The following is a 26087-nucleotide window of genomic DNA, read 5'->3' as shown; positions in this document are numbered from 1 at the left end:
TTCCGCGAAAGGGCCCCTCCCGCACGGGAGGGGCCCTTCGTCATGTCCGGGCCCAAACCGCCCTCAGAACCGCCAGGTCCAGGCGTCGGCGAGCCGCGTACCCGGCCGGCCGAACAGCTGCTCCAGGGTCCGGCGCAGCATCTCCGCGTGCGGCGTGCCGTCGGTCACCGCGACACACGAGGCACGCCAGAACTCGATGTCCCGGGCGGCCTGGCGGCGCTGCCTGTCACCCACCACCGGTGCCACGCCGCGACGGGCCACGTCGGCGAGCAACGCCGAGGTGGGACGCGCCCAGGTGCCCATGGTGGCCTCGCCGTCCGGGCCGTACGGGCCGATGAAGAAGCCCTCCGGCATGGCGAAGGCGACCCCGGTGGCGGTGGCCCAGCGCATCGGCCAGGGGTCCTGCGGCGTGGCGGTGGGCACCGGCACCAGCACGCCGCCGGGGCGTACGCACTGCCGCCAGTGGCCGCCGGTGACGAACTCGGGCAGCGGCGGCCGGCCCATCGTGGGCAGCGGCGTGGGGAAGACGCTGAGCAGCGCCGCGCCGACCGCGACCGGGACGAGCCGCCGGGCCCGGCCGGACTCGCCGAGCGCCCGGTGCACGGCGAGGGTGAGCACGGTGCCGACGAGTGGCAGCACCGCCAGCGCGAAACGCATCGGCAGCGCGCCGTCGACCACCGGCAGGCCGGCCAGCAGCGCGTACGGGCCGGGGATCCCGGTCCGCTCGCCACCGGCCACCACCTGCGGGCCGAGCGCGAGCGCGGCCGTCACCAGCGCGGCTGCCACCAGCGCCACCACCACCGGTGCGCGCCGGGCCAGCCAGACCGCGCAGCCCACGGCGACCAGCAGCAGCGGCCAGCCCAGGAACGTGGTGAACTCGGCCGGCCCGGTGGTGAGCCGGACCGCCTCCGGGCTGCCGAACACCGTCAGCGCGGACAGGCGGGTCCAGCCGACCAGGTCGGCGGAGAAGTAGGCGGGCGGGAACAGGCCGTCCGCGACGCCCTGCGGGCCGGCGAACTGCACCCACAGCGGGTACGCCAGCACCAGCAGCGACAGCCCGGCGGCGGCGAGCAGCCCTCCGGCGAAGCCGGAACCGGCCCGGCGCAGCAGGTGCCGGTCGGCCGACCCGTACGCGACGGCGGTCACCGCCAGGGTGAGCGCGGCGAGGAACAGCACCTCCTCGCCGACGAAGACCTGCACGGTGACGACCGCGGCGAGCCCGACCGCCGAGGACGCCATCCGGCGGCGGTCCGGGCCGTCCGGTCGACCGGCCGGGTCGGCGGCGCGCAGCAGCCGGACCACGAGCCAGACCAGCACCGGGACCAGCCACTGCGCGGTCATGTGCAGGTGGCCGTTGCTCTGCGAGACCATGCCCGGTCCGAAGCCGCAGAGCGCAGCCCCGAGTGCGGCAGCGACCGGGCGGGCGCACAGGAGGCGGGTGAACAGCAGGTACCAGGCCAGCGCCGTACCGGCCATGTTCGCGGCGACGAGCAGGGCGAACGTGACGGGCGCCCCGAACGCCAGCGTGATCGGGGCGAGCAGCACGCCGAGCGCCACGACCGAGGTGTTGGCCATCAGGTTGACCCCGTCCGGCGCGTTCAGCCGGCCGGTGACCAGGCTTAGCTCGCCGCGCAGGGCGCGCGCGTCGAGCGCCAGGAACCACTCGTACAGCGTCTGGTCGGCCGGGTTGAGCGCGAGCACCCGCGTGCCCGGCGCCGGCCACAGACCGTGGGTGAGCCAGCCGGCGAGCGCGACGAACGCCAACCCCGCGAGCAGGTCCGCGCGGTACTGCCGGAGGGCGGCGGTCACCCGCCGCGTGATCGCCGCCGGGCGGGCCGCCCGGTCACGGTCGGGCCCGAGGGCCGTGCGGGCGGCGCTGGTCACGGCCTCGACCATAACGGCCGCACCCGTCGGGGTACGCCGCGTCACGGCCGAGCCGCTACGGTGAGATCTGCACCGCCGCGTGTCGACGCGCCGGTGTCACCCGCCCGGGTGGTGGAACGGCAGACACGGCCGCCTTAAAAGCGGCTGCCGCAAGGCGTGCGGGTTCGACCCCCGCCCCGGGCACGAGAACTCTCAGCTTTCCCACAGCTAGCGGTCACGCGCGCGTTTGCGCCCACGTCTACCCTGGAGTAGCACGTCTACGTGCGATCGACCCCCTGAGGGAGGCCTGAGAAGTGAAGTCCTCGAACCCGGTGCTCGCCCGGCTCGGCCAGGCGGCAGAGCGTGAGCGGGCGGCCGGGTACGCCCAGCCCGGGCCGTACGGTCAGCCCGGATACCCCCAGCAGCAGTACCCCCAGCAGCCCTACGCCCAGCCCTACCCGGGCGGCTACGGCCAGCCGGTGGCTCCGCCCACCGTGACCCCGATGACCCTCGACGACGTGGTCGTCAAGACGGTCCTCATGCTCGCCATCCTCGGCGCCTCGGCCGCGGCGGCCTGGGTGCTCGTGCCGGATTCGCTGGTCGGCGTCGCGTGGATCGGGGCCGCGGTGGTCGGCCTGGTGCTCGGCTTGATCATCTCGTTCTCCCGGATGGCCAACCCGGCGCTCGTGGTGGCGTACTCGATCATCGAGGGCGTCTTCGTCGGCATGGTCAGCAAGGCGTTCGAGTCGCTCTACGACGGCATCGTGCTCCAGGCGGTCGTGGCCACGTTCGGCGTCTTCTTCCTGATGGCGATGATCTACAAGGCGCGGATCATCCGGGCCACGCCGAAGTTCACCCGGATCATGGTGGCGGTCATCGCCGGCCTGTTCGGCGTGATGATGGTCAACCTGGTGCTGGCGCTGTTCGGCGTGAACACCGGTCTGCGGGACGGCAGCCCGCTCGCGATCGGCTTCAGCCTGGTCTGCATCGTGGTGGCGTCGCTGAGCTTCGTGCTCAACTTCGCCGAGATCGAGCAGGGGGTCCGGATGGGCCTCCCGCAGCGCTACTCCTGGACCGCCGCCTTCGGCATCGTGGTCGGCCTGGTCTGGCTCTACATCGAGATCCTGCGGCTGCTCAGCTACTTCCAGGGCGACGACTGACCGCACAGCCCTCCCCGACGACGCCCGCCTGCCGCATCCGCGGCGGCGGGCGTCGCCGTTTCCCCGACCCGGCCGGTCCGCCCGGGGCAGAGTGGGATCCGGGTACGGGGGCGGGAGGTGGTCACGGTGCGCAGTGCCAACCCGGTGCTGGACCGGCTGGACGACGTCGGCCGCGCCGAGCGGCAGGTGCTCGGGGTCGGGACCGCCGACACGATGACTGTCGCCGACGTGGTCAGCCGGACCGTGGGGCTGCTGCTGGTCACCGGCGTCACGGCGGCCGTGTCCTGGGTGGTGGTGCCGCAGGCCGCGTGGATCTCCGCCGCGCTCGCCGGGAGCGCACTGGCCAGCCTCGCGCTGGTGCTCGTCATCTCGCTCAAGCAGATCACCAGCCCGCCGGTCGTCGTCGGGTACGCGGTGCTCCAGGGCCTGCTGCTCGGGGTGGCCAGCCGCGCCTTCGAGATGGTCTATCCGGGCATCGTGGTGCAGGCGGTGGTCGGCACGTTCGGCGTCTTCCTCGGCATGGCGGTGCTCTACCGGGCCCGGCTGGTACGCGCCACCCCGCGCCTGGCCCGGCTGGTCATCGGCACGCTCGTCGGGATCGTGGCGATCGGCCTGGTCAACCTGTTCGCGTACCTGTTCACCGGGCGGCAGGGGGTGGTCGTCTACAGCCTCAGTGACCGGGTGGGCTGGCTGCCTTACCTGTTCTCGGTGGTGGCGATCATCGCGGGCGCGCTCAGCTTCATCCTCGACTTCGACCTGGTCGAGCGGTCCGCCGGCCGGCTGCCCCGCCGCTACGCCTGGTACTGCGCGTTCGGTCTGCTGGTCGGGCTGATCTTCCTGTACTGGCAGATCCTCCGCCTGCTCAGCTACGTCCGCCGCTGACGTCGGCTCGGCGCGCCTGTCGCTATCGCCGGTCCGGCGCGCCTGTCGCCCGCTGATGCCGGTTCCGGCGCCTGTCGCCGCGTCGTGGCCTGGGGCGGCCGTAGACTCGGCGGCGATGAGCGCAGCGGAACTGGACCGGGCGGTGACCCTGCTGGTCCGACAGGTCGGGCACTGGCAGCAGCCGCGCTGGTCGGCCAAGGCCGACGGCGGCAACGTGTCCCGGGCCGATCTGGTGCACAAGCTGGTCCAGGAGATCGCCAACCTGGCCGCCGACGCGGCCGGCGAGCCGCGCCGCGACGTGCCCCGCCTCCCCTCCGATCTGGCCCTGCCCGACCAGCTCCGCGTGGTGGCCGCCGACCTGACGCTCGCCGCGCCCCCCGAGCCCGTGCTGGCCGAGGCTGCCGCCGCCGTGACCCGAACCCGCGCCGCACTCTGACCCCCGCCCCCTGGGCCTCGGCCGCGTTGATCATGAAGTTGGCGGCGACAAAACGGACGCGGATCCCGGCCAAGTTCATGATCGACCGAGTGGGGGAGCCGTCAGGGCTTGAGCCAGCGGCGTACCTTGCGGTGCCGTGACCGGTCGCGCGCCCGCAGGACGGCCGGGCGGTCGTGGCCGGCGGCCTCGGCCTGCCTCGCGTGCAGCAGACCGTAGGTGAACGTGTTCTCGCCCTCGGCGTACGCCTGGAGCGCCTGCCGCCGCAGCACCTCCCGGGTGACCACCGAGTCCTGGTGGGTGCCGAGCAGGTCCTGGAGCGCCTTGAACCGCTTCACCAGGCGAGCGGCGTGCCTGCCGGCAGCCGGTTGGCGCACCTCCACCGCGTAGCGGGCCACCTTCAGCTTCTTGCGCGCCTCGTGCAGCGCGGCGTCCCCGTCCGGCCCGGTCGTGGCGAGCGCCCGGTCCAGCCGGGTGTCGGCGCGGCGTGCCGCCTTGCGGACCCTGCGGTCCACCCACCGCCGGCCGACGTCGGCAGGCGGGCCGTCGGCCAGCCGGTCCAGGCGGGCCAGCAGTTCGGGGTAGCGGTCGGCGTCCAGCGCGGACCGCAGCGCGGTGGTCGCCTCGGCCCGGTCGGCAGCGAACCGTTCGCCGATCCGTGCCGCCACCGGACCGAGCACCAGCTCGTCCGGCAGGTCGTGCACCGCGTCGGTGAGCCGGGCGGCCATCACCTGGGTGTCGCGGACCCGGCCCAGCTCCCCGCCGAGGCGGCGCAGCTCGGCCCGGAGCGCCTCGCCCTCCCGGCGGTCCCACAGGCCCCGGAAGGTACGCAGCGTCGCCCGCAACCGGCGGGTCGCCACGCGCATGTCGTGGACCGCGTCCTCGTCCCCCTGGTAGGCGGCCGCGTGGTTGCCGACGATCGCGTCGCGCTGCGCCCTGACGTACGCGAGGACCGGGCCCGCCGGACCGTCCGGTTCCCGGTCGTCGAAGCGCCCGATCCGGCCGGCGACGGCCCGGTGCGACTTGCTGACCGCCACCTCCCGGGCGCCTGCCGCGCGCAGCCGCTCACCGAGGGCGTCGAGCAGCGCCTCGTCGCCGTCGACCAGCTCGATCTCGATCTCGTGCCAGGTCCGCGCGGTGTCGTCCACCAGATCCTCGGACCGGACGTCGTCCTCGGCCACCTCGGCCAGTACCCGGCCGTCCGCGTCCCGCAGCCGGTGTTCCCGGCGACGGTTCACGACCCGGGCCGCCGGGGCGACCGGACGACCGCGCGACGCGCCCCGGATCAGCGCGACCAGCTCGGGCGGCGGGCCGTCGTCGGACGCTCCGGCCGGGAACTGGTGCTCGACCCGGGCGCCACCCGCGCCCACCTTGAGGTGCCAGCCCGCGTCGTGCCCACCGGTACGCCGGCGCAGCGCGTGCCCGCTACGCAGCAGGAGCAGGTCGTCGGTGTCCCAGTAGACGGCGTCCAGATCCGAGACGGTGGCGTCGGACATGGTCACGACGCCACCGCACCCGGTCAGGTCGGGCAGCCGGAAACCCTCGTCGCCGGAGTACTTGCGCTCACGTTCCACGACGGTGGCCATGCGGCCTCCCGTACCCGGCCCGTGCCCCGGCGAACCGGTCTCAACTCAGTCGTTCGAGCACCATCGCCATGCCCTGGCCGCCGCCGACGCACATGGTCTCCAGACCGATGGTCTTGTCGTGCCACTCCAGCGCGTTGAGCAGCGTGCCGGTGATCCGGGCGCCGGTCATGCCGAACGGATGGCCGACAGCGATCGCGCCACCGGCGACGTTCAGCTTCTCCTCCGGAATGCCGAGCTGCCGGTACGAGGGGATCACCTGGGCGGCGAACGCCTCGTTGATCTCGACCAGGTCGACGTCGTCGATGGTCATGCCGGCCCGCTTCAACGCCTGCTTCGACGCCTCGACCGGACCCAGGCCCATGATCTCGGGGGAGAGCCCGGTGACACCGGTGGACACGATCCGGGCCAGCGGGGTGAGCCCCAGCTCGGACGCCCGCTCGGCGCTCATGATCACCACGGCGGCGGCGCCGTCGTTGAGCGGGCAGCAGTTGCCCGCGGTGATCCGGCCGTCCGGGCGGAACACCGGCTTCAGGCCGGCCACCGCCTCCAGCGTCACCCCGGCACGCGGGCCGTCGTCGGTGCTGACCACCGTGCCGTCCGGCGTGGTGACCGGGGTGATCTCGCGGGCCCAGAAGCCGTCGGCGATCGCCTTCTCGGCGAGGTTCTGGCTGCGGACGCCGAACGCGTCCATGTCCTCGCGGGTCACGTCGTACACCTGGGCCAGGTTCTCCGCGGTCTGCCCCATGGCGAGGTAGATGTCGGGCAGCTGCCCGGACTCGCGCGGGTCGGTCCACACCTCGGCGCCGCCCTGGGCGCGGGCCGCGGAACGCTCCCGGGCCTCGGCGAAGCGGGGGTTCTCCCAGCCGCCACCGACGAGGGCCTGCGCCTCCGGCGGCAGCGCGTCCGAGTTGCCCCGGGCGTACCGGGAGACCATCTCCACACCCGCGGAGATGAACACGTCGCCCTCACCGGCCCGGATCGCGTGCATCGCCATCCGGGTGGTCTGGAGCGAGGACGCGCAGTAGCGGGTCAGCGTGGCGCCGGGCAGGCCGTCGAGGCCCATCAGGGTGGCGACCACCCGCGCCATGTTGAAGCCCTGCTCGCCGCCGGGCAGGCCACACCCGAGGTAGAGGTCGTCGATGGTGGTGGGATCGAGCGCCGGAACCTTGTCGAGGGCGGCCTGGACGATGGTGGCAGCGAGGTCGTCCGGGCGGACCTCGCGGAGGGAACCCTTGAACGCGCGGCCGACGGGGGACCGGGCGGTGGCGACGATGACGGCGTCGCGGGGCGACTCAATCGGCATGAGCCAACGTTAACGCGCCAGTAACATGCGCGGGAAGATGTGCGGCGGGCGGGAAATGTCACCCCGTGGGCGGTCGGCGGTGGTGCCGGAACGCCACGGCCGCCGCGGCCTCGACCGCCGGCAGCAGGGCGTGTGCCCAGACCCGATAGCCGTCTGCGGACGGGTGGAAGCCGTCGTGGCAGAGCGTGCCCGCGTCCGCGCGGAACACCGGACCGGTCTCGGTGCCCAGGTCGACCACGGTGCCCCCGGCGTCCAGCACGGCCGCCGTCTGGGCCCGCGCCATCCGCCGCCCGGACCAGCCGAGCACCTGACGCAGCGGTGCGGCGACCGCGCGTACCGCCCCGAGATCGGGACACGTCCCCACCACGACCTCGACGTGTGCCTCCCGCAGCCGGCGTACCGCCGAGCCGAGGTAGGCCGCCGCGTCACCGGGCCGGGCCATCGCCGTGGCGTCGTTCGCCCCGATCAGCACCACCGCCACGTCCGGCCGCTCGCCCAGCAGCGCCCGGGCCACCTGGGTCGCCAGGTCGGTGGCACGCGAGCCGGAGACCCCGACGCTGGACAGCTGCACCCGGCGGCCGGTCGGCCCCTCGGCGAGCAGGTTGGCGAGCTGGCCGCCGATGGTGTCCTCGAACCGGTCCACGCCCACGCCGAGCGCCGACGAGTCACCCAGGAGCACCAGCCGCAGCGGCGGCGCGTCCGCACGGCCGACCGTCGCGCGCAGCACCAGACCCAGCTCGGGCTGGGCGTACTCGCGGGTGCGGGCGGCGATGGCCTGGCCGGCGAGGACAGCCGCGCCACCCACCGTGCCGGCCAGCAGCGACAGGGCCGCGGCCCGGCCCCACCGGGCCACCTCGTTCCGCTCGCTCATGCCGTCACTCCGCTTCGCTCCGTGCCGCCACGAGGCACCTCCGCGCTGAGCTGGCCGATTCGCTCGCTGCGCTCGCTCATGCCGTTCCCTCCAGCGTTGCCGAGTCGGCGGCGCTGCCGGTCGGTGGCACCGCGCCGACGCCGAAGAAGGCCCGCCGGCGAAGCTGCGCCCACCGCCCGCCCGGCCCGCGGTCGCGACCCCGGAGCTGGGCGCCGCTGACCTCCGTGCCGGCGTGCCGGGCCGCCTGGTGGGCGGCCTCCGGGAGCGACCGTACGCCTTCGACGCCGGGCAGGACAGGCCTGCGTTCCGGGACCGCGCCCAGCGCGGACAGCACGGTGGGCAGCAACGCCGCCGCGGCTATCGCGTACCCCTCGGCGGAGGGGTGGAACCGGTCCCAGGCGAACATCCGGGCGGGCTCGGCGGCGAACCGCGGCCCGAGCATGTCGCCGAGCGAGACGGCACGGCCGCCGGCCTCGACCACGCCCACCGTCTGCGCGGCGGCGAGCTGGCGGCTCCAGCGCCGGGCCAGCCAGCGCAGCGGCGGCTGGATCGGCCGGATGGTGCCCAGGTCGGGACAGGTGCCCACGACCACCTCACAGCCGGCCGCCCGCAGCGTGCGGACCGCGTCGGTCAGGTAGCGCACCGCCACCGAGAACGGCGTGCGATTGGTGACGTCGTTGCCGCCGACCAGGATCACCGCCACGTCCGGCTCGACCTCCAGGGCGGACTCGACCTGCGGCTTCAGCCCGGACGACAGCGCGCCGACCACGGCGAACCGGTGCAGCCGGACCGGCCGGTGCAGGCGGCGGGACAGCCCGGTGGCCAGCAGCGAGCCCGGTGTCTCGCGGCGCCTGTGCACGCCGTAGCCGGCCGCTGAGGAGTCGCCCAGGATGACCATGGTGACCGGCGGGCCGGGAAGTTTCGCGCCGTAGACGCCGTCGCAGCGGGGTGGCGGGGCCTGCGCCATCGGGATGGTGCGGCGGGCCTGCCGGGCCTGGCCGAGCAGCACCCCGCCGGTGGCGGCGGTGGCCGCCACCGTGGCGCCCGTGCCGATCGCCGCGAGGCGGGCGATCTGCCGGGCGCGCTGCCGGCGGACCGGCGCGACGGAACCAGCGTCCCCCATGAACCGACAGTATCGCGCCGGTACGACCACTGCTGTCCGTGATCGGATGGCTGGGCGGTGCCCGGATTGGGTACCGATGGGGGCAGCGGGCGCGGGCTTGCCACCGGGCCTCACCATGGTCGAGCGGAGAGGGGCGACATCATGGGGAAGACGTTGAAGCGCAGCGCCGCGTTCGCCGCGCTGGCCCGGGCGCTGGCGGCGGGCACCCGGGGCGGGCCGTCGCTCGGTGCCCGGCTGGCGGCGCTGCCGAGGATGATCCGGGCGACCACCCGGGGCGAGTACGACGGCGGTCTGCGCCTGGCGCTGATGGCCGGGGCGACGGCGTACATCGTCTCCCCGATCGACCTGCTGCCGGAGATCCCGCTGGCGATCTTCGGCTTGGCCGACGACGCGGTCATGGTGACCTGGCTGGCGGGCAGCGTGCTCGCCGAGACCGAGCGTTTCCTGGAGTGGGAGGCACGTCGCAGCTCCGTCATCCCCGGGCATGTGGTGCCCTGACGCCACGTACGCTGGTCGGCGAACTGACGGCTGACCGACCGCCCCACGACGGCGGCGCGACGAAGGGCACAACGAGGTGCAGTACTACGACAACGTCGTCGAGCTGATCGGCAACACCCCGCTGGTACGCCTGCGCAACGTCACCGAGGGCATCCAGGCCACCGTGCTGGCGAAGGTGGAGTACGTGAACCCGGGCGGCTCGGTCAAGGACCGGATCGCGATGCGCATGGTGGAGGACGCCGAGAAGGCGGGCATCCTGCGGCCGGGCGGCACGATCGTGGAGCCGACCAGCGGCAACACGGGCGTCGGCCTGGCCCTGGTGGCCCAGCTCAAGGGCTACCGATGCGTCTTCGTCTGCCCGGACAAGGTCAGCCAGGACAAGCAGGACGTGCTGCGCGCGTACGGGGCCGAGGTGGTGGTCTGCCCGACCGCCGTCGCGCCGGAGGACCCGCGCTCCTACTACAACGTCTCCGACCGGCTGGCCCGGGAAATCCCCGGCGCGTGGAAGCCCAACCAGTACAGCAACCCGGCCAACCCGCGCTCGCACTACGAGACCACCGGCCCGGAGCTGTGGAAGCAGACCGAGGGCAAGATCACCCACTTCGTGGCGGGCGTCGGCACCGGCGGCACCATCTCCGGCATCGGCCGCTACCTCAAGGAGGCGTCCGAGGGCCGGGTCAAGGTGATCGGCGCGGACCCGGAGGGCTCGGTCTACTCCGGCGGCACCGGCCGGCCGTACCTGGTCGAGGGCGTCGGTGAGGACTTCTGGCCGGAGACGTACGACCAGAAGATCGCCGACGAGATCGTCGAGGTGTCGGACAAGGAGTCCTTCGAGATGACCCGCCGGCTGGCCCGCGAGGAGGGTCTGCTGGTCGGCGGCTCCTGCGGCATGGCCGTGGTGGGTGCGCTGGAGGTGGCCCGCAAGGCCGGCCCGGACGACGTGATCGTGGTGCTGCTGCCGGACGGCGGCCGGGGCTACCTGTCGAAGATCTTCAACGACAAGTGGATGGCCCGGTACGGCTTCCTGGACGACTCGGGCACCGAGCCGACCGTCGCCGACGCGCTCGCCGGCAAGCCCGGTGGCCTGCCCGAGCTGGTGCACGTGCACCCGACCGAGACGGTCCGCGACGCGATCGACTACATGCGCGAGTACGGCGTCTCGCAGCTCCCGGTGCTGAAGGCCGAGCCGCCGGTGGTGACCGGTGAGGTGGCCGGTTCGATCGCGGAGAAGGACCTGCTCGACGCCCTGTTCACCGGCCAGGCCCACCTGCACGACACGATCGAGCGGCACATGGGCGAGCCGCTGCCGATGATCGGCGGCGGCCAGCCGGTGAGCGAGGCGGTCGGTCTGCTGGAGAAGGCCGACGCCGCGCTGGTGCTGGTCGACGGCAAGCCCAAGGGCGTGCTGACCCGGCAGGACCTGCTCGCCCACCTGGGCGCCCGCTGACCCTGCTTGTAAGGAAGGGCCCCTTGTTAACACCGGGTGTTAACAAGGGGCCCTTCCTCTACCGGAGGCGTTAATAAGGGGCCCTTCCTTACACCCGGCGGGCGTAGCGGAGCTGGGGGACGAGCGCCGCACCGATGTGCTCGTCCCGCTGCTCACCGGTCGCGGTCCAGCCGCCGCGCTCGTAGAACCGGCGCGCGTGGGCGTTGTCCCGCAGCACCCATAGCACCGCGCGCGTCCATCCCCGGGCCCGCATCGCGTCCAGCGCGTCCACCATCAGCGCCCGTCCGGTGCCCCGGCCCCGCTCGGACGGCTCCAGGTGGATCGCGTTCAGCAGCCCGGTCGCCGGGTCGCCCTCGTCGTCCGGCCCGAGGTAGCTGAACCCCACCAGCCGCCCGTCCCGCTCGGCCACTGTCATCCGGTGGTCGGCGCCCTCCCAGGTCAGCCGCTCCACCCAGTAGCGGCCCATCGCCTCCGGCGTCGGGTCGGCCAGCGACTCGGGCGGCAGGAACGACGAGTACGCCGCCACCCGGGAACGCTGGTGCAGGGCGCCGACCGCCATCAGGTCGGCCTCGGTCGCGGAACGTAGGGAGATCGTCACCCGGGCGACGGTACCCGCCGGGGCGGCACCGGAACCGTCTGGAGATCCTCGGCGATCACCAGATCACCGGTGAAGTGTTCCCTGGCCTCGTCGTGGAAGCGGCGCGGGTCGGCGTACCGCTGGGAGAAGTGGGTGAGCACGAGCGTGCGTACCCCCGACTCGGCCGCCACCCGCGCGGCCTGGCCGGCGGTGAGGTGCCCGACCTCGGCGGCGAGCGCCGCCTCCGACTCCAGGAACGTCGACTCGATCACCAGCAGGTCGGCGTGCTCGGCCAGCGCGTACACGCCGTCGCAGAGCCCGGTGTCCATCACGAACGCGAACCGCTGCCCCGGCCGGGTCACGCTCACCTCGTCGCGGGTGACGCGGCGTCCGTCGCGGTCCAGGTGGCCGTCGCGCAGCAGCTGCCCCACGTCCGGACCGGCGATGCCGTACGCGGCCAGCCGCTCCGGCAGCATCCGGCAGCCGTCCGGCTCGACCAGGCGGTACCCGTACGTCTCGATCGGGTGCCGCAGCCGGCGGGCCTCAAGCGTGCCGATGCCCAGCGTGATCCGCTGCCCGTCGGTGTCGATCGGTTCGACGGCGAGTTCGGCGGTCTCGTAGAAGCTGGAGGCGTGGCGCAGCCGGGCGAAGTACTCGGCGCCGCCGGCCGGGAAGTGCACCGCCACCGGGCGCGGTACGCGGTCCAGCGAGAGGCGCTGGATCGTGCCGGGCAGGCCGAGGCAGTGATCGCCGTGGAAGTGGGTGACGCAGATCCGGGTCAGGTCGGTGGCGGTGATCCCGGTGTGCAGCATCTGCCGCTGACTGCCCTCGCCCGGGTCGAAGAGGATCACCTCGTCGTCCCAGCGCAGCAGGTAGCCGTTGTGGTTGCGCTGCCGGGTCGGGGCCTGGCTGGCCGTACCGAGCACCACCAGCTCACGCATGGACACCGCACCCTCCCGAGCGCAAAAAGCGACCCCCGGGGCTTCCGCGCTCGCGCGCGGGCCGGCTGGACTGGGCCGGCACCCCGGGGGTCGGGTGGCTGTCGTGGTTTCGCCGCACCGCTGCCACACGGTCTCGACGATCCTGCAGGTGCCCGCCTCGCGGCGGGCGAGTTTTCACTGTCGAGGACAGCGGCTAGCGGACAGCCACCTCACGAGTCCGATTGCTATACAAGTCTGGACCACCTCCTTTCCCGTGTACCGCCACGCTATCCACTACGCGGCGGCCGCGGCAACGGATTTCGATCACAGGCCCGGTCAGTCCAGGCCGATCGGGCCCTCGCGCGGGCCCTCCTCGTTCGCCGGCTGCACGGCGAGCGACGGGAAGTCGGCCAGGTCGCCCTCCGGCTCGGCGTCCCACTCCGGGAAGACCAGCGGGCTCTGCAGGTAGAGGCAGAGCAGCTGGGTGAGCTGGTGCAGGCCGTCGAGGTGGGTGCGCTCGTGGCCGTGGGTGGCGTCCACGCCGAACCCGAGCAGCGCGACCCGGGCGTGCGCGCCGGCCTCGACCGCGGCGGCCACGTCCGAGCGGTAGTAGTCGAACACGTCCCGGACCAGGTCGACGCCGTGCTCCTTGGCGATCGAGGCGAGGTTGCGGGTCAGGTGGTAGTCGAACGGGCCGACCCCGTCGCCCATCGCGAGTGTCGCAGCGGTCTCCCGGGACTGCTGGCCCGGCGCGACCACCGCCGCGTCCACCGAGACGATCTCCGCGACGTCCGGGTCCAGCCCGTGGCTGGCGCCGTGGCCGATCTCCTCGGTGACGGTGACCAGCAGGTGCGCGGTGACCGCCGGGGTGATCCCGGCGTCGACCATCGCCTTGAACGCGGTCAGCACCGCCGCCACGCCCGCCTTGTCGTCCAGGTGCCGGGACTTGACGTACCCGTTCGGGGTGATCGTGGGGTTGGGCAGGAACGCGACGAAGTCCCCGGCGTCGATGCCGAGCGCCCGCAGCCCGGCCTCGTCGTGGACGGGCTCGTCCACCCGCACCTCGACCAGCTCCCAGCCGACGCCCTGAAGGTCGACCGCCTCGTTGTAGCGGTGGCCGCTCGCCTTCAGCGGCAGCACCTGGCCGGTGACGACCCGCTCCAGGTCGTCGGTGAAGATCCGCACGTGGGCGCCCTCGGCGAAGCGGGCGCTGTGCGTGCCGATCGGGTTGACCTCCAGCCGCCCGTTCTCCTTGAGCCGCTTCACCATGCCGCCGATGGTGTCGGTGTGCACCACCACGGCCCGGTCGGCGCCGGTCTCCCGGGGACCGGGCAGGCAGGCGCTCAGCGCCCCGCGACGGGTCAGCGTGGAGCTGATCCCGATCGCGGAGAGCCGCTCGCCCACGTACTGCTGGATGTGGTCGGTGCGCCCCGACGGGCTGGGGATCTCCAGCAGCTCCACCAGCACCTGGCGGAGGTAGTCGAGGTCGAGCTTGAGCGGTTGGGGCTTGCGTGCGGTCATGCCCCAGAGCTTGCCGCACCGGCCGGCGACCAGAGTCGCTGCGGTGCCCGGGTACCCGGGAAGAGCAGGTCGACGAAACGCTCGGCGGTGGGCTGCGGCTCGTGGTTGGCCAGTCCGGGCCGCTCGTTCGCCTCGATGAACACGTGTTCCGGCTGGTCCGGGGCGGGAACCAGCAGGTCCAGCCCGGTGACCGGGATGTCCAGCGCCCGGCTCGCGGTGACACACGCCTCGGCGATCACCGGGTGCAGCTCGGCGGTCACGTCGTGGATCGTGCCGCCGGTGTGCAGGTTGGCCGTCCGGCGCACCGCGAGCACCTCGCCCTCCGGGAGCACGTCGTGCATCCGGTACCCGGCCTCCGCCACCACCTCGCGGGTCATGTCGTCGACCGGGATGCGGGACTCACCGCCGGTGGCGGCGGCCCGGCGGCGGCTCTGCCGCTCGATCAGCTCGGTGATGTCGTGCACCCCGTCGCCGGTGATCTGCGCCGGGCGGCGGACCGCGGCGGCGACCACCTCGTGGTCGATCACCACCACCCGCAGGTCCTCGCCCGCGCGCAGTTCCTCGATCAGCACGTCCGGGCAGAACCGGCGGGCCAGCTCGACGGCCGCGGTCAGGGCCTCCGGCGTACGCACGCCGACGGTGATGCCGTTGCCCTGCTCGCCCCGCGCCGGCTTGACCACCACCGGGCCCACGTCGTTCAGGAACGCGACGTCGTCGGGCTCGCCGGTGGCGGTGCGGCCGCGCGGCACCGACAGCCCCGCCTCGGTGAGGATGCGCCGGGTCACCCGCTTGTCGTCGCAGCGGCTCATCGCCACCGCCGAGGTCAGCTCCGACAGCGACTCGCGGGTGTGGATGGTCCGGCCGCCGGTGGTCAGCTTCAGCTCACCCCAGTGCGGGTCGGTCACCTCGACCCGGATGCCGCGGCGCATCGCCTCGTCCGCGACGATCTTCGCGTACGGGTTCAGCTCGTCGTACCCCTCGGGCATGGCGGGCAGGAACAGGCGCTCGTTGATCGGGTTCTTCCGCTTCACGCAGAGCGTGCCGGTGCGGTGGAAGCCGAGGCGCTCGTACAGCCGGATCGCGCCCGCGTTCTCGGCCAGCACGGACAGGTCCACGAACGCCCGTCCACGCCCGTCGAGCCGGTCGGCGAGCGCGGTGAGCAGCGCCTGCCCGGTGCCGGGCGGGGCGGTGTTGAAGTCCACCGTCAGGCACCACAGGCTGGCGCCGTTCTCCGGGTCGCCGAACACCGCGACGTGGTCCACGCCGGTGATGGTGCCGACCACCTCACCGGTGGCGTCCTCGGCCACCAGGTGCAGGAACCGGTCCGTGCCGGCGTTGTCCACCAGCACCTCGACCGGGGCGGTGACCATGCCGTTGCGCGCGTAGATCCGGTTCACCGCCTCGGCGTCGGCGGCGTCGCGCAGCGGCCGGACGGTCAGCCCGGGCACGTCACCGCCCTCGGTGGCGGCGGGCCGCTTCGCGCCCAGCGGCAGCCGGTACGTCAGCGACGGGTCGATGAACAGCTCGTCCGGCAGCCGGGACACCAGCACGTGCGGATCGCGCAGGTAGATGCAGATGTCCCGGGCGCCGACCGCCTCGGAGCGCAGCACGTCTGCGACGTGCACCTGGTCGTCGAACGTCTGCCCGAACACGAGCCGGCCCCAGCCGCAGTCCAGCACCACGCCCGAGGCGTCGGTGGACGCGGTCTCCGGCTGCCGCGGCTCCGGCGTACCCGGTGCGATCGGGTCACCGCCCGGGCCGGTGCGTTCCCGGCGCCGGCCCAGCACCCGTTCCCGGTCGGTACGCGCCGTTCCGGTGGCGAGGGTGTCGGTCACGGTCAGTCGATTCCGTGGCTCTGGAGCCACATTTCCAGGAGTCCCAGTTGCCACAGCTTGTTTCCGTTCAACGGGGTCAGTTCGGCATTCGGGTCGGCGAGCAGCGCGTCGACGTAGTCGGCGCGGAACAGGTCACGTCGGCGCGCCTCCGGGGCGGTGAGCGCGTCGCGTACCCGGTCGAGGAGCTTGCCCTCCAGGTGGGTGAGGCCGGGCACCGGGAAGTAGCCCTTGGGGCGGTCGATGACCTCGTGCGGCAGGACCCGGCGACCGATCTCCTTGAGCACGCCCTTGCCGCCCTGGGCCAGCTTCAGCTCCGGCGGGCAGCTCGCGGCCAGCTCGACGAACTCGTGGTCGAGGAACGGCACCCGGGCCTCCAGCCCGTGCGCCATGGTCATGTTGTCGACCCGCTTCACCGGGTCGTCGGTCAGCATGACCTGGGTGTCGATCCGCAGGCCGGCGTCGACGGCGGTCTGCGCGCCCGCGCGGCCCAGGTGCGCGGCCACGAACTCCCGCGCCGGATCGCCGTCGGCCAGCCACGCCGGGTTGAGCACCCGGGCCAGTCCGGCCGCGTCGCGGTCGAAGAACGCCTTTGCGTACGTCTCGAGCGCCTGCTCCCGGTCCACCCCCGCGAGCGGCGGGTACCAGTGGTAGCCGCCCAGGATCTCGTCCGCGCCCTGGCCCGACTGGACCACCTTGACGTGCTTCGCGACCTCCTGGCTGAGCAGCCAGAACGCGACGCAGTCGTGGCTGACCATGGGCTCGCTCATGGCCGCGACGGCGGCCTCCAGCGGCGGCAGCAGGTCACCGGTGGGCACCCGGATCTGGTGGTGGTCGGTGCCGAACGTCTTCGCCACCAGGTCGGAGTAGACGAACTCGTCGCCCTCCCGGCCGCCGACCGCGTCGAAGCCGATGGAGAACGTGGCCAGGCCGGACCGGGCCTGCCCCTCGCCGGCCAGCAGCGCGACGACCAGGCTGGAGTCGAGGCCGCCGGAGAGCAGCACGCCCACCGGGACGTCGGCCACCATGCGGCGGCGTACGGCGGTGGTCAGCGAGTCGAGCAGCGCGTCCTGCCAGTCCCGCTCGGACCAGCCGGCCCGCTCGGCGGCACGGCCGAAGGTCGGGTCCCAGTACACCCGCTCGTGGGTGGAGCCGTCCGCCTCGTACACCCGGACCGTGGCCGGCGGCAGCTTGGTGACGCCGGCGAGGATGGTGCGCGGCGGCGGCACGATGCTGTGGAAGCTCAGGTAGTGGGCGAGCGCCACCCGGTCGATGGTGGTGTCGATGCCGCCACCGGCGAGCAGCGCCGGCAGGGTGGAGGCGAAACGCACCACGCCGGGGCTCTCGGCCAGGTAGAGCGGCTTGATGCCGAGGCGGTCCCGGGCCAGCACCAGGCGGCCGGTGTCGCGCTCGCTGATCGCGACCGCGAACATGCCGATCAGGTGGTCGACGAAGTCGAGCCCCCACTCGGCGTACGCCTTGACCACGACCTCGCTGTCGCCGGACGAGAAGAAGCGGTGGCCCTTGGCCTGCAGCTCGGCGCGCAGTTCCCGGTAGTTGTAGATGCAGCCGTTGAAGACACCGGTCAGTCCGGCGGCGGCGTCAACGATGGGTTGGCCGCTCGCCGCGGACAAGTCGATGATCTTCAGGCGCCGGTGTCCCAGCGCTGTCGGGCCCTGCGACCAGACGCCGCTGTCGTCGGGCCCTCGGTCACTCATCGTGGCCGCCATCCGCTCCACGGCCGAGACATCGGCGCGTGAACCGTCACGGCGGAACTCTCCCGCAAGTCCGCACATACGAGCCAATGCTGCCAGAGCATGTTGCAGTTCGCCTGTTGAGACGATGACGAACGTGTGACAGCTTGCTACGATGCGCCGTCACGCAGGGTGGATGCCTGTCACGCCTGCTGTTCCTGCCGCACTCCACCAGATGTCCGGATTCGGCACCCGCGTGGGTGTGAGGAATGCCGCAGCGTCTTACTTCTGAAGTAGTATTGATGTCATGTCGATGCCCCTGGAATCGGTGCCGTTCTCCGAGTTGCTGCGCCAGCCCACGGAAACCGCGGAACGACTGGCCCGTACCCGGGCACTGCGGCTGCGTCGCAGGGACGCCGCCGACCTGGTGCTGATGTCCGCCGAACGGGCTGAGGCCGAAGGGGCGGTGGTCGATCTGACCGCGCGGCTGCTGGCCGGCCTGGCGCGGCGAGAGCCGGCCCTGGTCCGGGAGACGCTCCCGACCGTGCTGCCCTGGATGCGGTTTCTCCCGCAGGGGGACGCCGAGCAGATGACCGATGAGTTCATCGCCACGGCCGAGGCCGCAGCCGCTGTCGGCAGCACCGCGGCGGTGTCCCAGCTGCTCGCGGAATGGCGGCACACCGCCGAGGTGCACGCCGATCCCGACCTGCATCGGATCCTGTCCGCGCCCAGCGCCGACGACTTCGGGCCGGTCACGCGCCCGACCGGCGAGTGAGCGCGAAGCGCGGCGACCGCGCTGCCCCGCCACCCCGACCCGGTGGGTACACCCTGCGTTTCGCCACCAATGACGCGGCCAAGGGCTGGGAGGAGCTGTGCCGGCAGGCTGCGTCGAACACCCGCGGCGCGTTCGACGCGATCGAGGCGCACCCGTGCCCGTCTCCGCCGACCAGCCGCCAGCACCCCCTCAAGGGCTCCCTCGCCACCGCGGTGCACAACGGTAGGGCTCTGCCGCAGTGGCAGTACGAGGTCACCGCCGGCGGCCGCATCTGGTACCTGGTTGACGACCAGACCCGAACCTGCTGGATCAAGCACGCCGGAACCGGCCATCCCCGAGCCACCGATTGACAGTGGCGCGTTCGGGCCCCCGTCCCTGAGGGACGAGGGCCCGAGTGGGGCAGTGCTCCGTCTGACTACGCGGTGCGGGCCACGCCGACCGGGCAGCTCAGCCCGTTCGGTCCGTGGTTGCAGTAGCCGTTCGGGTTCTTCGTCGGAGCCAGGTACTGCTGGTGGTAGTCCTCGGCGAAGTAGTAGTCGCCGAGCGGGGCGATCTCGGTGGTGATCTCACCCTTGCCGGCCCGGGCCACGATCGGCGCGAACGCGTCCCGCGACGCCTTCGCGACGGCGGCCTGCTCGTCGGTGGTGGTGTAGATCGCCGAGCGGTACTGGGTGCCCACGTCGTTGCCCTGGCGCATGCCCTGGGTCGGGTCGTGGTTCTCCCAGAAGACCTTCAGCAGGTCCTCGTAGGCGATCTTCGACGGGTCGTAGACCACCTGGACCACCTCGGCGTGCCCGGTCATGCCCGAGCAGACCTCCTCGTACGTCGGGTTGGTGGTGTACCCGCCCGCGTAACCGGCCGACGTGGTGATCACGCCGGGGAGGGTCCAGAACAGCCGCTCGGCACCCCAGAAGCAGCCCATGCCGAAGACGGCGACCTGCGCGCCCTCGGGGAACGGGCCCTTCAACGTCGACGGCAGCACCTCGTGCCGGTCGGCGATCGGCATCGCGATCGGACGGCCCGGCAGGGCCTGGTCAGGAGAGATCATTTCGGCCTTCATGCGGCGGAGGAACACGGTGGGACTCCTCTCTTGGCTTTCCCAGCGTGTGCAACAGCGGCGCCCCCCGGTTCCTTACCCGCCCACGCCGGTGTCAGGCCAGCGCCGCCGAGATCCGCCCGGCGAACTCCGTCGCCTCGGCGTCGTCGGCGTACCGGGTACGCGGCCAGAAGAAGCCGCGCAGGCCGTCGCCCTTGGTCCGGGGCACCACGTGGGTGTGCAGGTGCGCAACCGACTGGGACACCCGGTTGTTCATCGCCACGAACGTCCCGCCGGAGCCCAGACCGGACTCCACGGCCACGGCGATGCGCTGCACCAGCCGGAAGTAGCCGGGCAGCACGTCGGCCGGCAGGTCGGACAGGGTGACCAGATGGGTGCGGGGCACCACCAGCACGTGTCCCTTGAACACCGGCCGGGTGTCGAGGAACGCGACCCCGTCCGGCTCGTCGGTCACCCGGAAGGCCGGCACCTCGCCCGCCACGATCCCGCAGAACACGCACCCGCTCATCCGCCCACCCTAGGCCCGGCCCGCCCACCCCACCTCCGGGCGAGCGTTGATCATGAGGTTGGCTGCGACAAATCGGACCCCAACCACCGTCAATCTCATGATCGACGAGAGGGCCGGCCGTTGGTCAGGCGCGGTCGAGGTAGGCGTCCCAGTCGTCTTCGGGGATGCCGGTCGGACCGGTCTCGCCGTTGGCGAGGCGAGCCCGGATGTCCGCCTCCCATCGCAGCGCCCATCCGCGCAACTCGTCGACCTGCTGCTCGGTGAGTCCGTACGAACGGAATGTCCGGCTGTCCCGCTCCGTCACACCACCCAGCCGGTCGGCCATTTCGTCCAACGAGAAGCCGGCGGTGTGCCGGGCGCCGAGGTGCTCCAGCTCCGACCAGGTGAGCCGCTCTGAGGCCGCGCGGACGTCGATGTAGTCCCGGTGCGCGGCACGGTCGTGCAGCGCCCGGACCTTCAGCCCGACCGCATCCTCGAAGGCCAGCACCGGGCCCAGCGCCATGCGGGCGGGCGGCGCGAGCGCCTCTTTGAGCAGGTCGACCTCGCACGAGGAGGTGTCGTCCGAGATCAGCAGGCGAGCCATGCGCGGCGTCGACTCGATGATCCGAGCGGAGAACCCGGCCGCGACGTAGGCGGCGGCGAGGCGATCCGTCACTGCGTCGAGCGGCAGCGCGGCGGCCGTGGCGAAGTCGATGTCCTGGGAGGGGCGGTCGACCAGGTCGTGGGCGCACATGGCATAGCCGCCGGCGAGCATCAACCCCAGGTCGTCACCAGCAGCGAAACCGATCTCCAGCAGGCGACGGTGCAGCGCGTCCATCACCCGGCGACGAGATCGGGCAGTTGCCGCTCCCAGAGCCGGATCACCCGGCGTGCGGTCAAGCGCCGGATACGTGGCCAGTCCTGGCGGAGCAGCCCGGCGTCGACGTACCTGATGATGTCGTCCCGCTGGCCGCAGTCCAGCAGGAGGCAGTAGAGGGTCAGCCGCTCACCGGGGTCACCCACGTCATAGTCGGCGGGGCCCGACCAGGCGAGGCGCACGGGCAAGCTGACCCGCCCCGACCGCGGGCCGCTCAGGAGACCCAGCGAGGCCGGGATCCGGTCGGCGACGCCGTGCAGGCGAGAGGGGAGCGCCCCGGTCGTACTCACCGGACCAGTATGGCCGACCGCCCCGACACCTTCGCGCCTGTGACTCGCGCCGGGTTGCCGGGAGCGGGACCGGGCGGGGGACTAACGTCTGCGGCATGAGGCACGGCTTCGAGACACTCGCCATCCACGCCGGTCAGGACCCGGAGGCCCGCACCGGTGCGGTGATCCCTCCGATCTACCAGACCAGCACCTACGCCCAGGACGCCGTCGGCGCGCCCCGCGAGGGCTACGAGTACAGCCGCTCGGGCAACCCGACGCGCGACGCGCTGCAGGAGTGCCTGGCCGCGCTGGAGGGCGGCCCGGTGGCGCTCGCCTTCGCCAGCGGCCTGGCCGCCGAGGACACGCTGCTGCGGACCGTCTGCAAGCCGGGCGACCACGTGGTGATCCCGGACGACGCGTACGGCGGGACGTACCGGCTGTTCGCCAAGGTGGCCGAGCGCTGGGGCCTGGCGTACACCCCGGCGAAGGTCTCCGACCCGGACGCCGTGCGGGCGGCGATCCGCCCGGGCACCACCAAGATCGTGTGGGTGGAGACGCCGACCAACCCGCTGCTCGGCATCGCCGACATCGCGGCGCTCGCCGCCGTGGCGCACGACGCCGGCGCGCTGCTGGTGGTCGACAACACGTTCGCCTCGCCGTACCTCCAGCAGCCGATCGCGTTCGGGGCGGACGTCGTGGTCCACTCCACCACCAAGTACGTCGGCGGGCACTCCGACGTGGTCGGCGGCGCGCTGGTCGCGGCGGACCGGGCGCTCGGCGAGGAGCTGCGCTACCACCAGAACGCGATGGGCGCGGTCAACGGCCCGTTCGACGCCTGGCTCACCCTGCGCGGCATCAAGACCCTCGGGGTACGGATGGACCGGCACTGCGACAACGCCGAGCGGATCGCGGCCTACCTGGACGGACACGCCAAGGTCGCCCAGGTCATCTATCCGGGCCTGCCGTCGCACCCCGGCCACGAGGTGGCGGCCAAGCAGATGCGCCGGTTCGGCGGCATGATCTCGTTCCGCGCGGCGGGCGGCGAGGAGCACGCCGTCCAGATCTGCAACCGGGCGCGGTTGTTCGTGCTCGCCGAGTCGCTGGGCGGCGTGGAGTCCCTGATCGAGCACCCGGGCCGGATGACACACGCGAGCGCTGCGGGCTCGCCGCTTGAAGTTCCCGGCGATCTCGTGCGACTGTCTGTCGGCATCGAGACGGTCGACGACCTGCTCGCCGATCTGGAGCAGGCCCTGGGCTGACCGCTGGTTGGGGAGGGTGGCAGTGCCGGACATCTTGCCGACGACCTGGGTCGGGACGACCGCGAAACAGATCGCCCGGGCGGTACGCCGTGGCGACGTCTCCGCCACCCAGGTGGTGGCCGACCACCTGGACCACGTCGCCCGGGTCGACGCCGAGCTGGCCGCGTTCCGCACGGTACGCGGCGGCGAGGCGATCACCGAGGCGGAGAAGGTCGACGAGCAGGAGGAACTGGCGAACCTGCCGCTCGCCGGGGTGCCGGTGGCGGTCAAGGAGAACACGCCGGTGGCCGGCCTGCCCACCTGGAACGGGTCGGCCGCGATGCGTACCGAGGTGGCGGAGGCCGACCACGAGGTGGTCCGGCGGCTGCGCGGCGCGGGCGCTGTCATCCTCGGCGTGACCCGGATGCCGGAGCTGGGCCTGTGGGCCCTCACCGACGACGACACCGGGGTGACCCGCAACCCGTGGGACAAGGCGCGTACCCCGGGTGGCTCCTCCGGCGGCGCGGCCGCCGCGGTGGCCGCCGGGCTGGTGCCGATGGCCCACGGCAACGACGGTCTCGGGTCGATCCGCATCCCGGCGGCCTGTTGCGGCCTGGTCGGGCTCAAGCCCGGCCGGGGCGTGGTGCCCTGCCAGCTCGGCGCGGACGACTGGTTCGGCCTCACCGAGCACGGCATGCTCACCAGCACCGTCGCCGACGCGGCGGTCGGCTTCTCGGTGCTGGCCGGGCGCCGGCCGGACAAGCTGGTCCCGCCGGAGCGGCTGCGGGTGGGTGTCTCGCTGCGCTCGCCGGTGCGCGGCGTCTCGCCGGACGCGCCGAACCGGGACGCGGTCGCCGCCGCCGGCCGGCTGCTCGCCGCCGCCGGGCACGACACCGTGCCCGCCGACCCGGTCTACCCGAGCCGGCTCGGCCTCCAGGGCATCGCCACGTGGTTCGCGGCCGCCGCCGCCGACGTGCGCGCCGCCGGGGTGGCCCCGCGCCGGCTCCAGCGACGCAGCCGCCGGCACGTCACGCTCGGCGAGTGGGCACAACGCCGGGGGTACGTGCGGGAGGCCGACCGGGCCGCCTGGCGCGAACGGTCGGTGCACTTCTTCGCGGACAACTCGATCGACCTGCTGCTCACCCCGGCGCTGGCCGGGCCGCCGCCGGAGGCCGCCGGGTGGTCCGGCCGCTCCTGGCTGGCGAACATGTCGACCAACATCAGGTACGCCCCGTACGCGGCGCCGTGGAACATCGCCGGGTTGCCGTCGATCGTGGTGCCGGTCGGCCGCCGCCCGGACGGGCTGCCGGTCAGCGTGCAGTTCGTCGGGCCGCCCGGCTCGGAACTGCTGCTGCTCGGTGTGGCCGGCCAGTTCGAGATGCAGGCGCCCTGGGCACGGCACGCCCCCGGCTATCCCCGCGTCGGAACGGGGTCGCCGGCCACCGCGTGATCGTCTAGCGTGTGCGCACTCCTGTCGCGCACACCATCTCGGACGGTCCCCGATGAACTGCCAGACCTGCGGGGACCCCACGTCCCCGGCCCATGAGGAGTGCCTGCGCTGCGGCACCCGCGTCGGTCAGCCCGCCGTGAGCCCCGGCACGCCCACGTACGGCGTACGCGGGCTGGGCACCGCCGGTTGCGTCGCGGTCGGCGCGACAGTGCTGTGCTACCTGCTGACGGCGCTGTTCCCGCTGCTCGGCGCCCGGCTGGCCCGCTCGGCCGCCGAGCAGCTCGACCGGGACGTGCTGCTGGGCGCGGTGCTGGCCGAGGTGCTGTTCTCGCTGCCGTACCTGCTCGCCATCCTGACCGCCGGGACGCTCGTGGTGATCTGGACGTGGCGGGCGCGCAAGAACCTGGACGCCTTCCCGGGCGCGGTGCCGAACCTCGGCCCGGCGTGGGCGATCGCCGGGTGGCTGGTGCCGTTCGCCAACCTCGTCGTACCGGCCCGGGTGCTCGGCGACCTGCTCCGCAACAGCGTGTGGCAGCGCCGCCAGTCGTGGCTGGTCGGTGTGTGGTGGGCGAGCTGGCTGGTGTTCCTGATCGGCGACCGGTTCGTCGCGCGGGCCGAGCAGCAGCGGTACGACCGGCTGACCGAGCTGCCCCGCAACGACGCGGAGTTCGGCACGTACGTGCGTTACTACGAGGAGGCGCTCGCGCCCCGGCTGGTGCCGGCGGTGGCCTGCCTGGTCGCCGGGATCGCGTTCGTCGTGCTGGTTCGCCGGATCTCCGCCGCCCAGCAGGACCGGCTCGCCCGCGCCGTGCCGGTGTGGCCCGGCCAGTCCGCCTGGCCCGGTCAGTCCGCCTGGCCCGGTCAACCGGGCCGGCCCGCGCACGCCGCGCCGATGCCGGTTGCGCCGACGTCGCCGCAGGTTCCGCCCGCCCCGGGTGGCACGATCGGGGCATGACGGAACTGGTCGGTCTCGCCGACGTACAGGCCGCGCGGGAACTGCTCGCCGGTGTCACCCGTACCACCCCGCTGGAGCCGTCCCGGCCGCTCAGCGCCGCGCTCGGCGGGCCGGTCTGGCTCAAGTGCGAGAACCTTCAGCGCGCCGGGTCGTACAAGGTGCGCGGCGCGTACGTGCGGATCTCCCGGCTCTCGGCCGAGGAGCGGTCCCGCGGCGTGGTCGCGGCGAGCGCCGGCAACCACGCCCAGGGCGTGGCGCTGGCCGCCGGGCTGGTCGGCGCGCACGCCACCGTCTTCATGCCGGTGAACGCGCCGCTGCCGAAGGTCGCCGCCACGAAGGGGTACGGCGCGCAGGTCGAGCTGGTCGGCAACACGGTGGACGAGTCGCTGGTCGCGGCGCAGACCTTCGCCGAGCGGACCGGAGCGGTGTTCATCCACCCGTTCGACCACGCGGACGTCATCGCCGGGCAGGGCACCGTGGCGCTGGAGATCCTCGAGCAGTGCCCGGACGTGCGCACCATCGTGACCGGGGTGGGCGGCGGCGGGCTGGTCTCGGGCATGGCGGTGGCGGCCAAGGCGCTGCGTCCCGACGTACGCGTGATCGGGGTCCAGGCGGCGAGCGCCGCCGCCTTCCCGCCCTCGCTGCGGGCCGGCGAGCCGCTGCGGCTGCCCTCGTTCGCGACGATCGCGGACGGGATCGCCGTCGGCCGTCCGGGCGAGCTGACCTTCACCCACGTCCGCAAGCTCGTCGACGACGTCGTCACGGTCTCCGAGGAGGACATCTCGCGGGCGCTGCTGACGCTGCTCGAGCGCGGTAAGCAGGTCGTCGAGCCGGCCGGCGCGGTGGGCGTCGCGGCGCTGCTGGCCGGCGCGGTCGAGGTGGACACGCCGGTGGTCGCGGTGCTCTCCGGGGGCAACATCGACCCGCTCCTCATGCTCCGGGTGATCGAGCACGGCCTGGCGGCGGCCGGCCGGTTCCTGCGGATCACCGTGCGCTGCACGGACCGGCCCGGCCAGCTCGCCTCGATGCTCGGCGAAATCGCCGAGCACCGGGCCAACGTGGTGGACGTGGTGCACCAGCGCGCCAACCCGCACCTGCGCCTCGGCGAGGTGGAGGTGGCCCTGTCCGTCGAGACCCGCGGGGTGGAGCACTCGGACACCCTGATCAGCGCGCTGCGGGCCAGCGGCTACCAGGTGGTCTTCACCGGCGAGGGCTGAGCCCCCCGGCGGCACGCGACCGTCACAGCGGAACACGAACGCCCCGGCCGGA

25 protein-coding genes and 1 tRNA gene are annotated in these 26087 nt (G+C 73.2%); 12 read left to right on the top strand and 14 right to left on the bottom strand.

What is annotated here, in order from left to right; all coding sequences use genetic code 11:
- Positions 1 to 63 precede the first annotated feature (63 nt).
- Positions 64 to 1896 (bottom strand): hypothetical protein, encoded by a 1833-nt coding sequence (locus tag O7607_RS08050; protein ID WP_332367299.1) that lies wholly within the window; start codon positions 1894 to 1896, stop codon positions 64 to 66.
- Between the two features lie 90 nt (positions 1897 to 1986).
- On the opposite strand from O7607_RS08050, the gene O7607_RS08045 reads away from it, so the two are divergent.
- The 4 genes from O7607_RS08045 to O7607_RS08030 all read left to right on the top strand — a co-directional run bounded on the left by O7607_RS08045 (position 1987) and on the right by O7607_RS08030 (position 4341).
- Positions 1987 to 2067: transfer RNA gene (locus tag O7607_RS08045), tRNA-Leu, on the top strand.
- A gap of 110 nt (positions 2068 to 2177) precedes the next feature.
- Positions 2178 to 3023, top strand: coding sequence for a Bax inhibitor-1/YccA family protein (locus O7607_RS08040; protein WP_269702145.1), 846 nt, complete (start codon positions 2178 to 2180; stop codon positions 3021 to 3023).
- Positions 3024 to 3149: 126 nt separating this feature from the next.
- Entirely contained in the window at positions 3150 to 3905 is a 756-nt protein-coding gene (locus O7607_RS08035) for a Bax inhibitor-1/YccA family protein (protein ID WP_269702144.1), read from the top strand.
- A 115-nt stretch (positions 3906 to 4020) separates the two neighbouring features.
- Entirely contained in the window at positions 4021 to 4341 is a 321-nt protein-coding gene (locus O7607_RS08030) for a hypothetical protein (RefSeq protein ID WP_269702143.1), read from the top strand.
- Positions 4342 to 4442: 101 nt separating this feature from the next.
- Here the strand turns inward: O7607_RS08030 and O7607_RS08025 are convergent, their stop codons facing one another.
- From O7607_RS08025 to O7607_RS08010, 4 genes are all read right to left on the bottom strand, one after another.
- Entirely contained in the window at positions 4443 to 5924 is a 1482-nt protein-coding gene (locus O7607_RS08025) for a CYTH and CHAD domain-containing protein (protein ID WP_269702142.1), read from the bottom strand.
- A 40-nt stretch (positions 5925 to 5964) separates the two neighbouring features.
- The gene (locus O7607_RS08020) at positions 5965 to 7227 is read right to left on the bottom strand and encodes an acetyl-CoA C-acetyltransferase (RefSeq protein WP_269702140.1); all 1263 of its coding nucleotides are present in this window, start codon (positions 7225 to 7227) and stop codon (positions 5965 to 5967) included.
- A 58-nt stretch (positions 7228 to 7285) separates the two neighbouring features.
- Complete coding sequence (locus O7607_RS08015) at positions 7286 to 8098, bottom strand: SGNH/GDSL hydrolase family protein (RefSeq protein ID WP_269702139.1); 813 nt, start codon at positions 8096 to 8098, stop codon at positions 7286 to 7288.
- 76 nt (positions 8099 to 8174) lie between these two features.
- On the bottom strand, positions 8175 to 9221 hold the full coding sequence (locus O7607_RS08010; RefSeq protein ID WP_269702138.1) for an SGNH/GDSL hydrolase family protein: 1047 nt from the start codon (positions 9219 to 9221) through the stop codon (positions 8175 to 8177).
- A gap of 141 nt (positions 9222 to 9362) precedes the next feature.
- Between O7607_RS08010 and O7607_RS08005 the strand changes: the two genes are divergently transcribed.
- Both O7607_RS08005 and O7607_RS08000 read left to right on the top strand, forming a co-directional pair.
- Entirely contained in the window at positions 9363 to 9719 is a 357-nt protein-coding gene (locus O7607_RS08005; protein ID WP_013474058.1) for a YkvA family protein, read from the top strand.
- A 76-nt stretch (positions 9720 to 9795) separates the two neighbouring features.
- Positions 9796 to 11166: a cystathionine beta-synthase gene (locus tag O7607_RS08000; protein ID WP_269702137.1), complete on the top strand. Its 1371-nt coding sequence runs from the start codon at positions 9796 to 9798 to the stop codon at positions 11164 to 11166.
- Between the two features lie 88 nt (positions 11167 to 11254).
- On the opposite strand, the gene O7607_RS07995 is transcribed toward O7607_RS08000, so the two are convergent.
- From O7607_RS07995 to O7607_RS07975, 5 genes are all read right to left on the bottom strand, one after another.
- On the bottom strand, positions 11255 to 11764 hold the full coding sequence (locus O7607_RS07995; RefSeq protein WP_269702136.1) for a GNAT family N-acetyltransferase: 510 nt from the start codon (positions 11762 to 11764) through the stop codon (positions 11255 to 11257).
- Positions 11761 to 12690 carry a ribonuclease Z gene (locus tag O7607_RS07990; RefSeq protein ID WP_269702135.1) on the bottom strand — a complete coding sequence of 310 codons (930 nt, stop codon included), beginning with the start codon at positions 12688 to 12690 and terminating at the stop codon, positions 11761 to 11763. The genes O7607_RS07995 and O7607_RS07990 overlap by 4 nt, the downstream gene beginning before the upstream one ends.
- Before the next feature lie 309 nt (positions 12691 to 12999).
- The gene (locus O7607_RS07985; RefSeq protein ID WP_269702134.1) at positions 13000 to 14184 is read right to left on the bottom strand and encodes an osmoprotectant NAGGN system M42 family peptidase; all 1185 of its coding nucleotides are present in this window, start codon (positions 14182 to 14184) and stop codon (positions 13000 to 13002) included.
- The gene (ngg, locus tag O7607_RS07980; RefSeq protein WP_269702132.1) at positions 14181 to 16019 is read right to left on the bottom strand and encodes an N-acetylglutaminylglutamine synthetase; all 1839 of its coding nucleotides are present in this window, start codon (positions 16017 to 16019) and stop codon (positions 14181 to 14183) included. The genes O7607_RS07985 and ngg overlap by 4 nt, the downstream gene beginning before the upstream one ends.
- Positions 16020 to 16021: 2 nt before the next feature.
- Positions 16022 to 17812, bottom strand: coding sequence for an N-acetylglutaminylglutamine amidotransferase (locus O7607_RS07975; RefSeq protein ID WP_269702131.1), 1791 nt, complete (start codon positions 17810 to 17812; stop codon positions 16022 to 16024).
- Between the two features lie 205 nt (positions 17813 to 18017).
- Here O7607_RS07975 and O7607_RS07970 point away from each other — a divergent pair, with 205 nt between their 5' ends.
- Both O7607_RS07970 and O7607_RS07965 read left to right on the top strand, forming a co-directional pair.
- Entirely contained in the window at positions 18018 to 18485 is a 468-nt protein-coding gene (locus tag O7607_RS07970) for a hypothetical protein (RefSeq protein ID WP_269702130.1), read from the top strand.
- Positions 18482 to 18835, top strand: a complete 354-nt coding sequence (locus tag O7607_RS07965; protein ID WP_269702129.1) for a hypothetical protein — start codon at positions 18482 to 18484, stop codon at positions 18833 to 18835. Before O7607_RS07970 ends, O7607_RS07965 begins: the two co-directional genes overlap by 4 nt.
- 65 nt (positions 18836 to 18900) lie before the next feature.
- On the opposite strand, the gene msrA is transcribed toward O7607_RS07965, so the two are convergent.
- The 4 genes from msrA to O7607_RS07945 all read right to left on the bottom strand — a co-directional run bounded on the left by msrA (position 18901) and on the right by O7607_RS07945 (position 21196).
- A complete protein-coding gene (gene msrA / locus O7607_RS07960) occupies positions 18901 to 19560 on the bottom strand; it encodes a peptide-methionine (S)-S-oxide reductase MsrA (protein WP_269702128.1) in 660 nt (219 codons plus the stop codon).
- A 76-nt stretch (positions 19561 to 19636) separates the two neighbouring features.
- Complete coding sequence (locus tag O7607_RS07955) at positions 19637 to 20050, bottom strand: HIT family protein (RefSeq protein WP_269702127.1); 414 nt, start codon at positions 20048 to 20050, stop codon at positions 19637 to 19639.
- 124 nt (positions 20051 to 20174) lie between these two features.
- Positions 20175 to 20867 carry a nucleotidyl transferase AbiEii/AbiGii toxin family protein gene (locus O7607_RS07950; RefSeq protein ID WP_269706913.1) on the bottom strand — a complete coding sequence of 231 codons (693 nt, stop codon included), beginning with the start codon at positions 20865 to 20867 and terminating at the stop codon, positions 20175 to 20177.
- Positions 20867 to 21196 (bottom strand): hypothetical protein, encoded by a 330-nt coding sequence (locus tag O7607_RS07945; RefSeq protein ID WP_269702126.1) that lies wholly within the window; start codon positions 21194 to 21196, stop codon positions 20867 to 20869. Before O7607_RS07945 ends, O7607_RS07950 begins: the two co-directional genes overlap by 1 nt.
- 95 nt (positions 21197 to 21291) lie before the next feature.
- On the opposite strand from O7607_RS07945, the gene O7607_RS07940 reads away from it, so the two are divergent.
- From O7607_RS07940 to ilvA, 4 genes are read left to right on the top strand one after another with little or no spacing between them, the layout of a single operon-like run.
- The gene (locus O7607_RS07940) at positions 21292 to 22434 is read left to right on the top strand and encodes a cystathionine gamma-synthase (protein ID WP_269702125.1); all 1143 of its coding nucleotides are present in this window, start codon (positions 21292 to 21294) and stop codon (positions 22432 to 22434) included.
- A 16-nt stretch (positions 22435 to 22450) separates the two neighbouring features.
- Positions 22451 to 23863, top strand: coding sequence for an amidase (locus O7607_RS07935; protein WP_269702124.1), 1413 nt, complete (start codon positions 22451 to 22453; stop codon positions 23861 to 23863).
- A gap of 52 nt (positions 23864 to 23915) precedes the next feature.
- Complete coding sequence (locus O7607_RS07930; protein WP_269702123.1) at positions 23916 to 24818, top strand: DUF4328 domain-containing protein; 903 nt, start codon at positions 23916 to 23918, stop codon at positions 24816 to 24818.
- Positions 24815 to 26035 (top strand): threonine ammonia-lyase, encoded by a 1221-nt coding sequence (ilvA, locus tag O7607_RS07925; protein WP_269702122.1) that lies wholly within the window; start codon positions 24815 to 24817, stop codon positions 26033 to 26035. Before O7607_RS07930 ends, ilvA begins: the two co-directional genes overlap by 4 nt.
- Positions 26036 to 26087: the final 52 nt, after the last annotated feature.

Source organism: Micromonospora sp. WMMA1949, from assembly GCF_027460145.1.
In the GTDB taxonomy this organism is placed as follows: domain Bacteria; phylum Actinomycetota; class Actinomycetes; order Mycobacteriales; family Micromonosporaceae; genus Micromonospora.
Note: the sequence above shows the minus strand (reverse complement) of the source record. Positions and strands in the feature narration are given on the sequence as shown.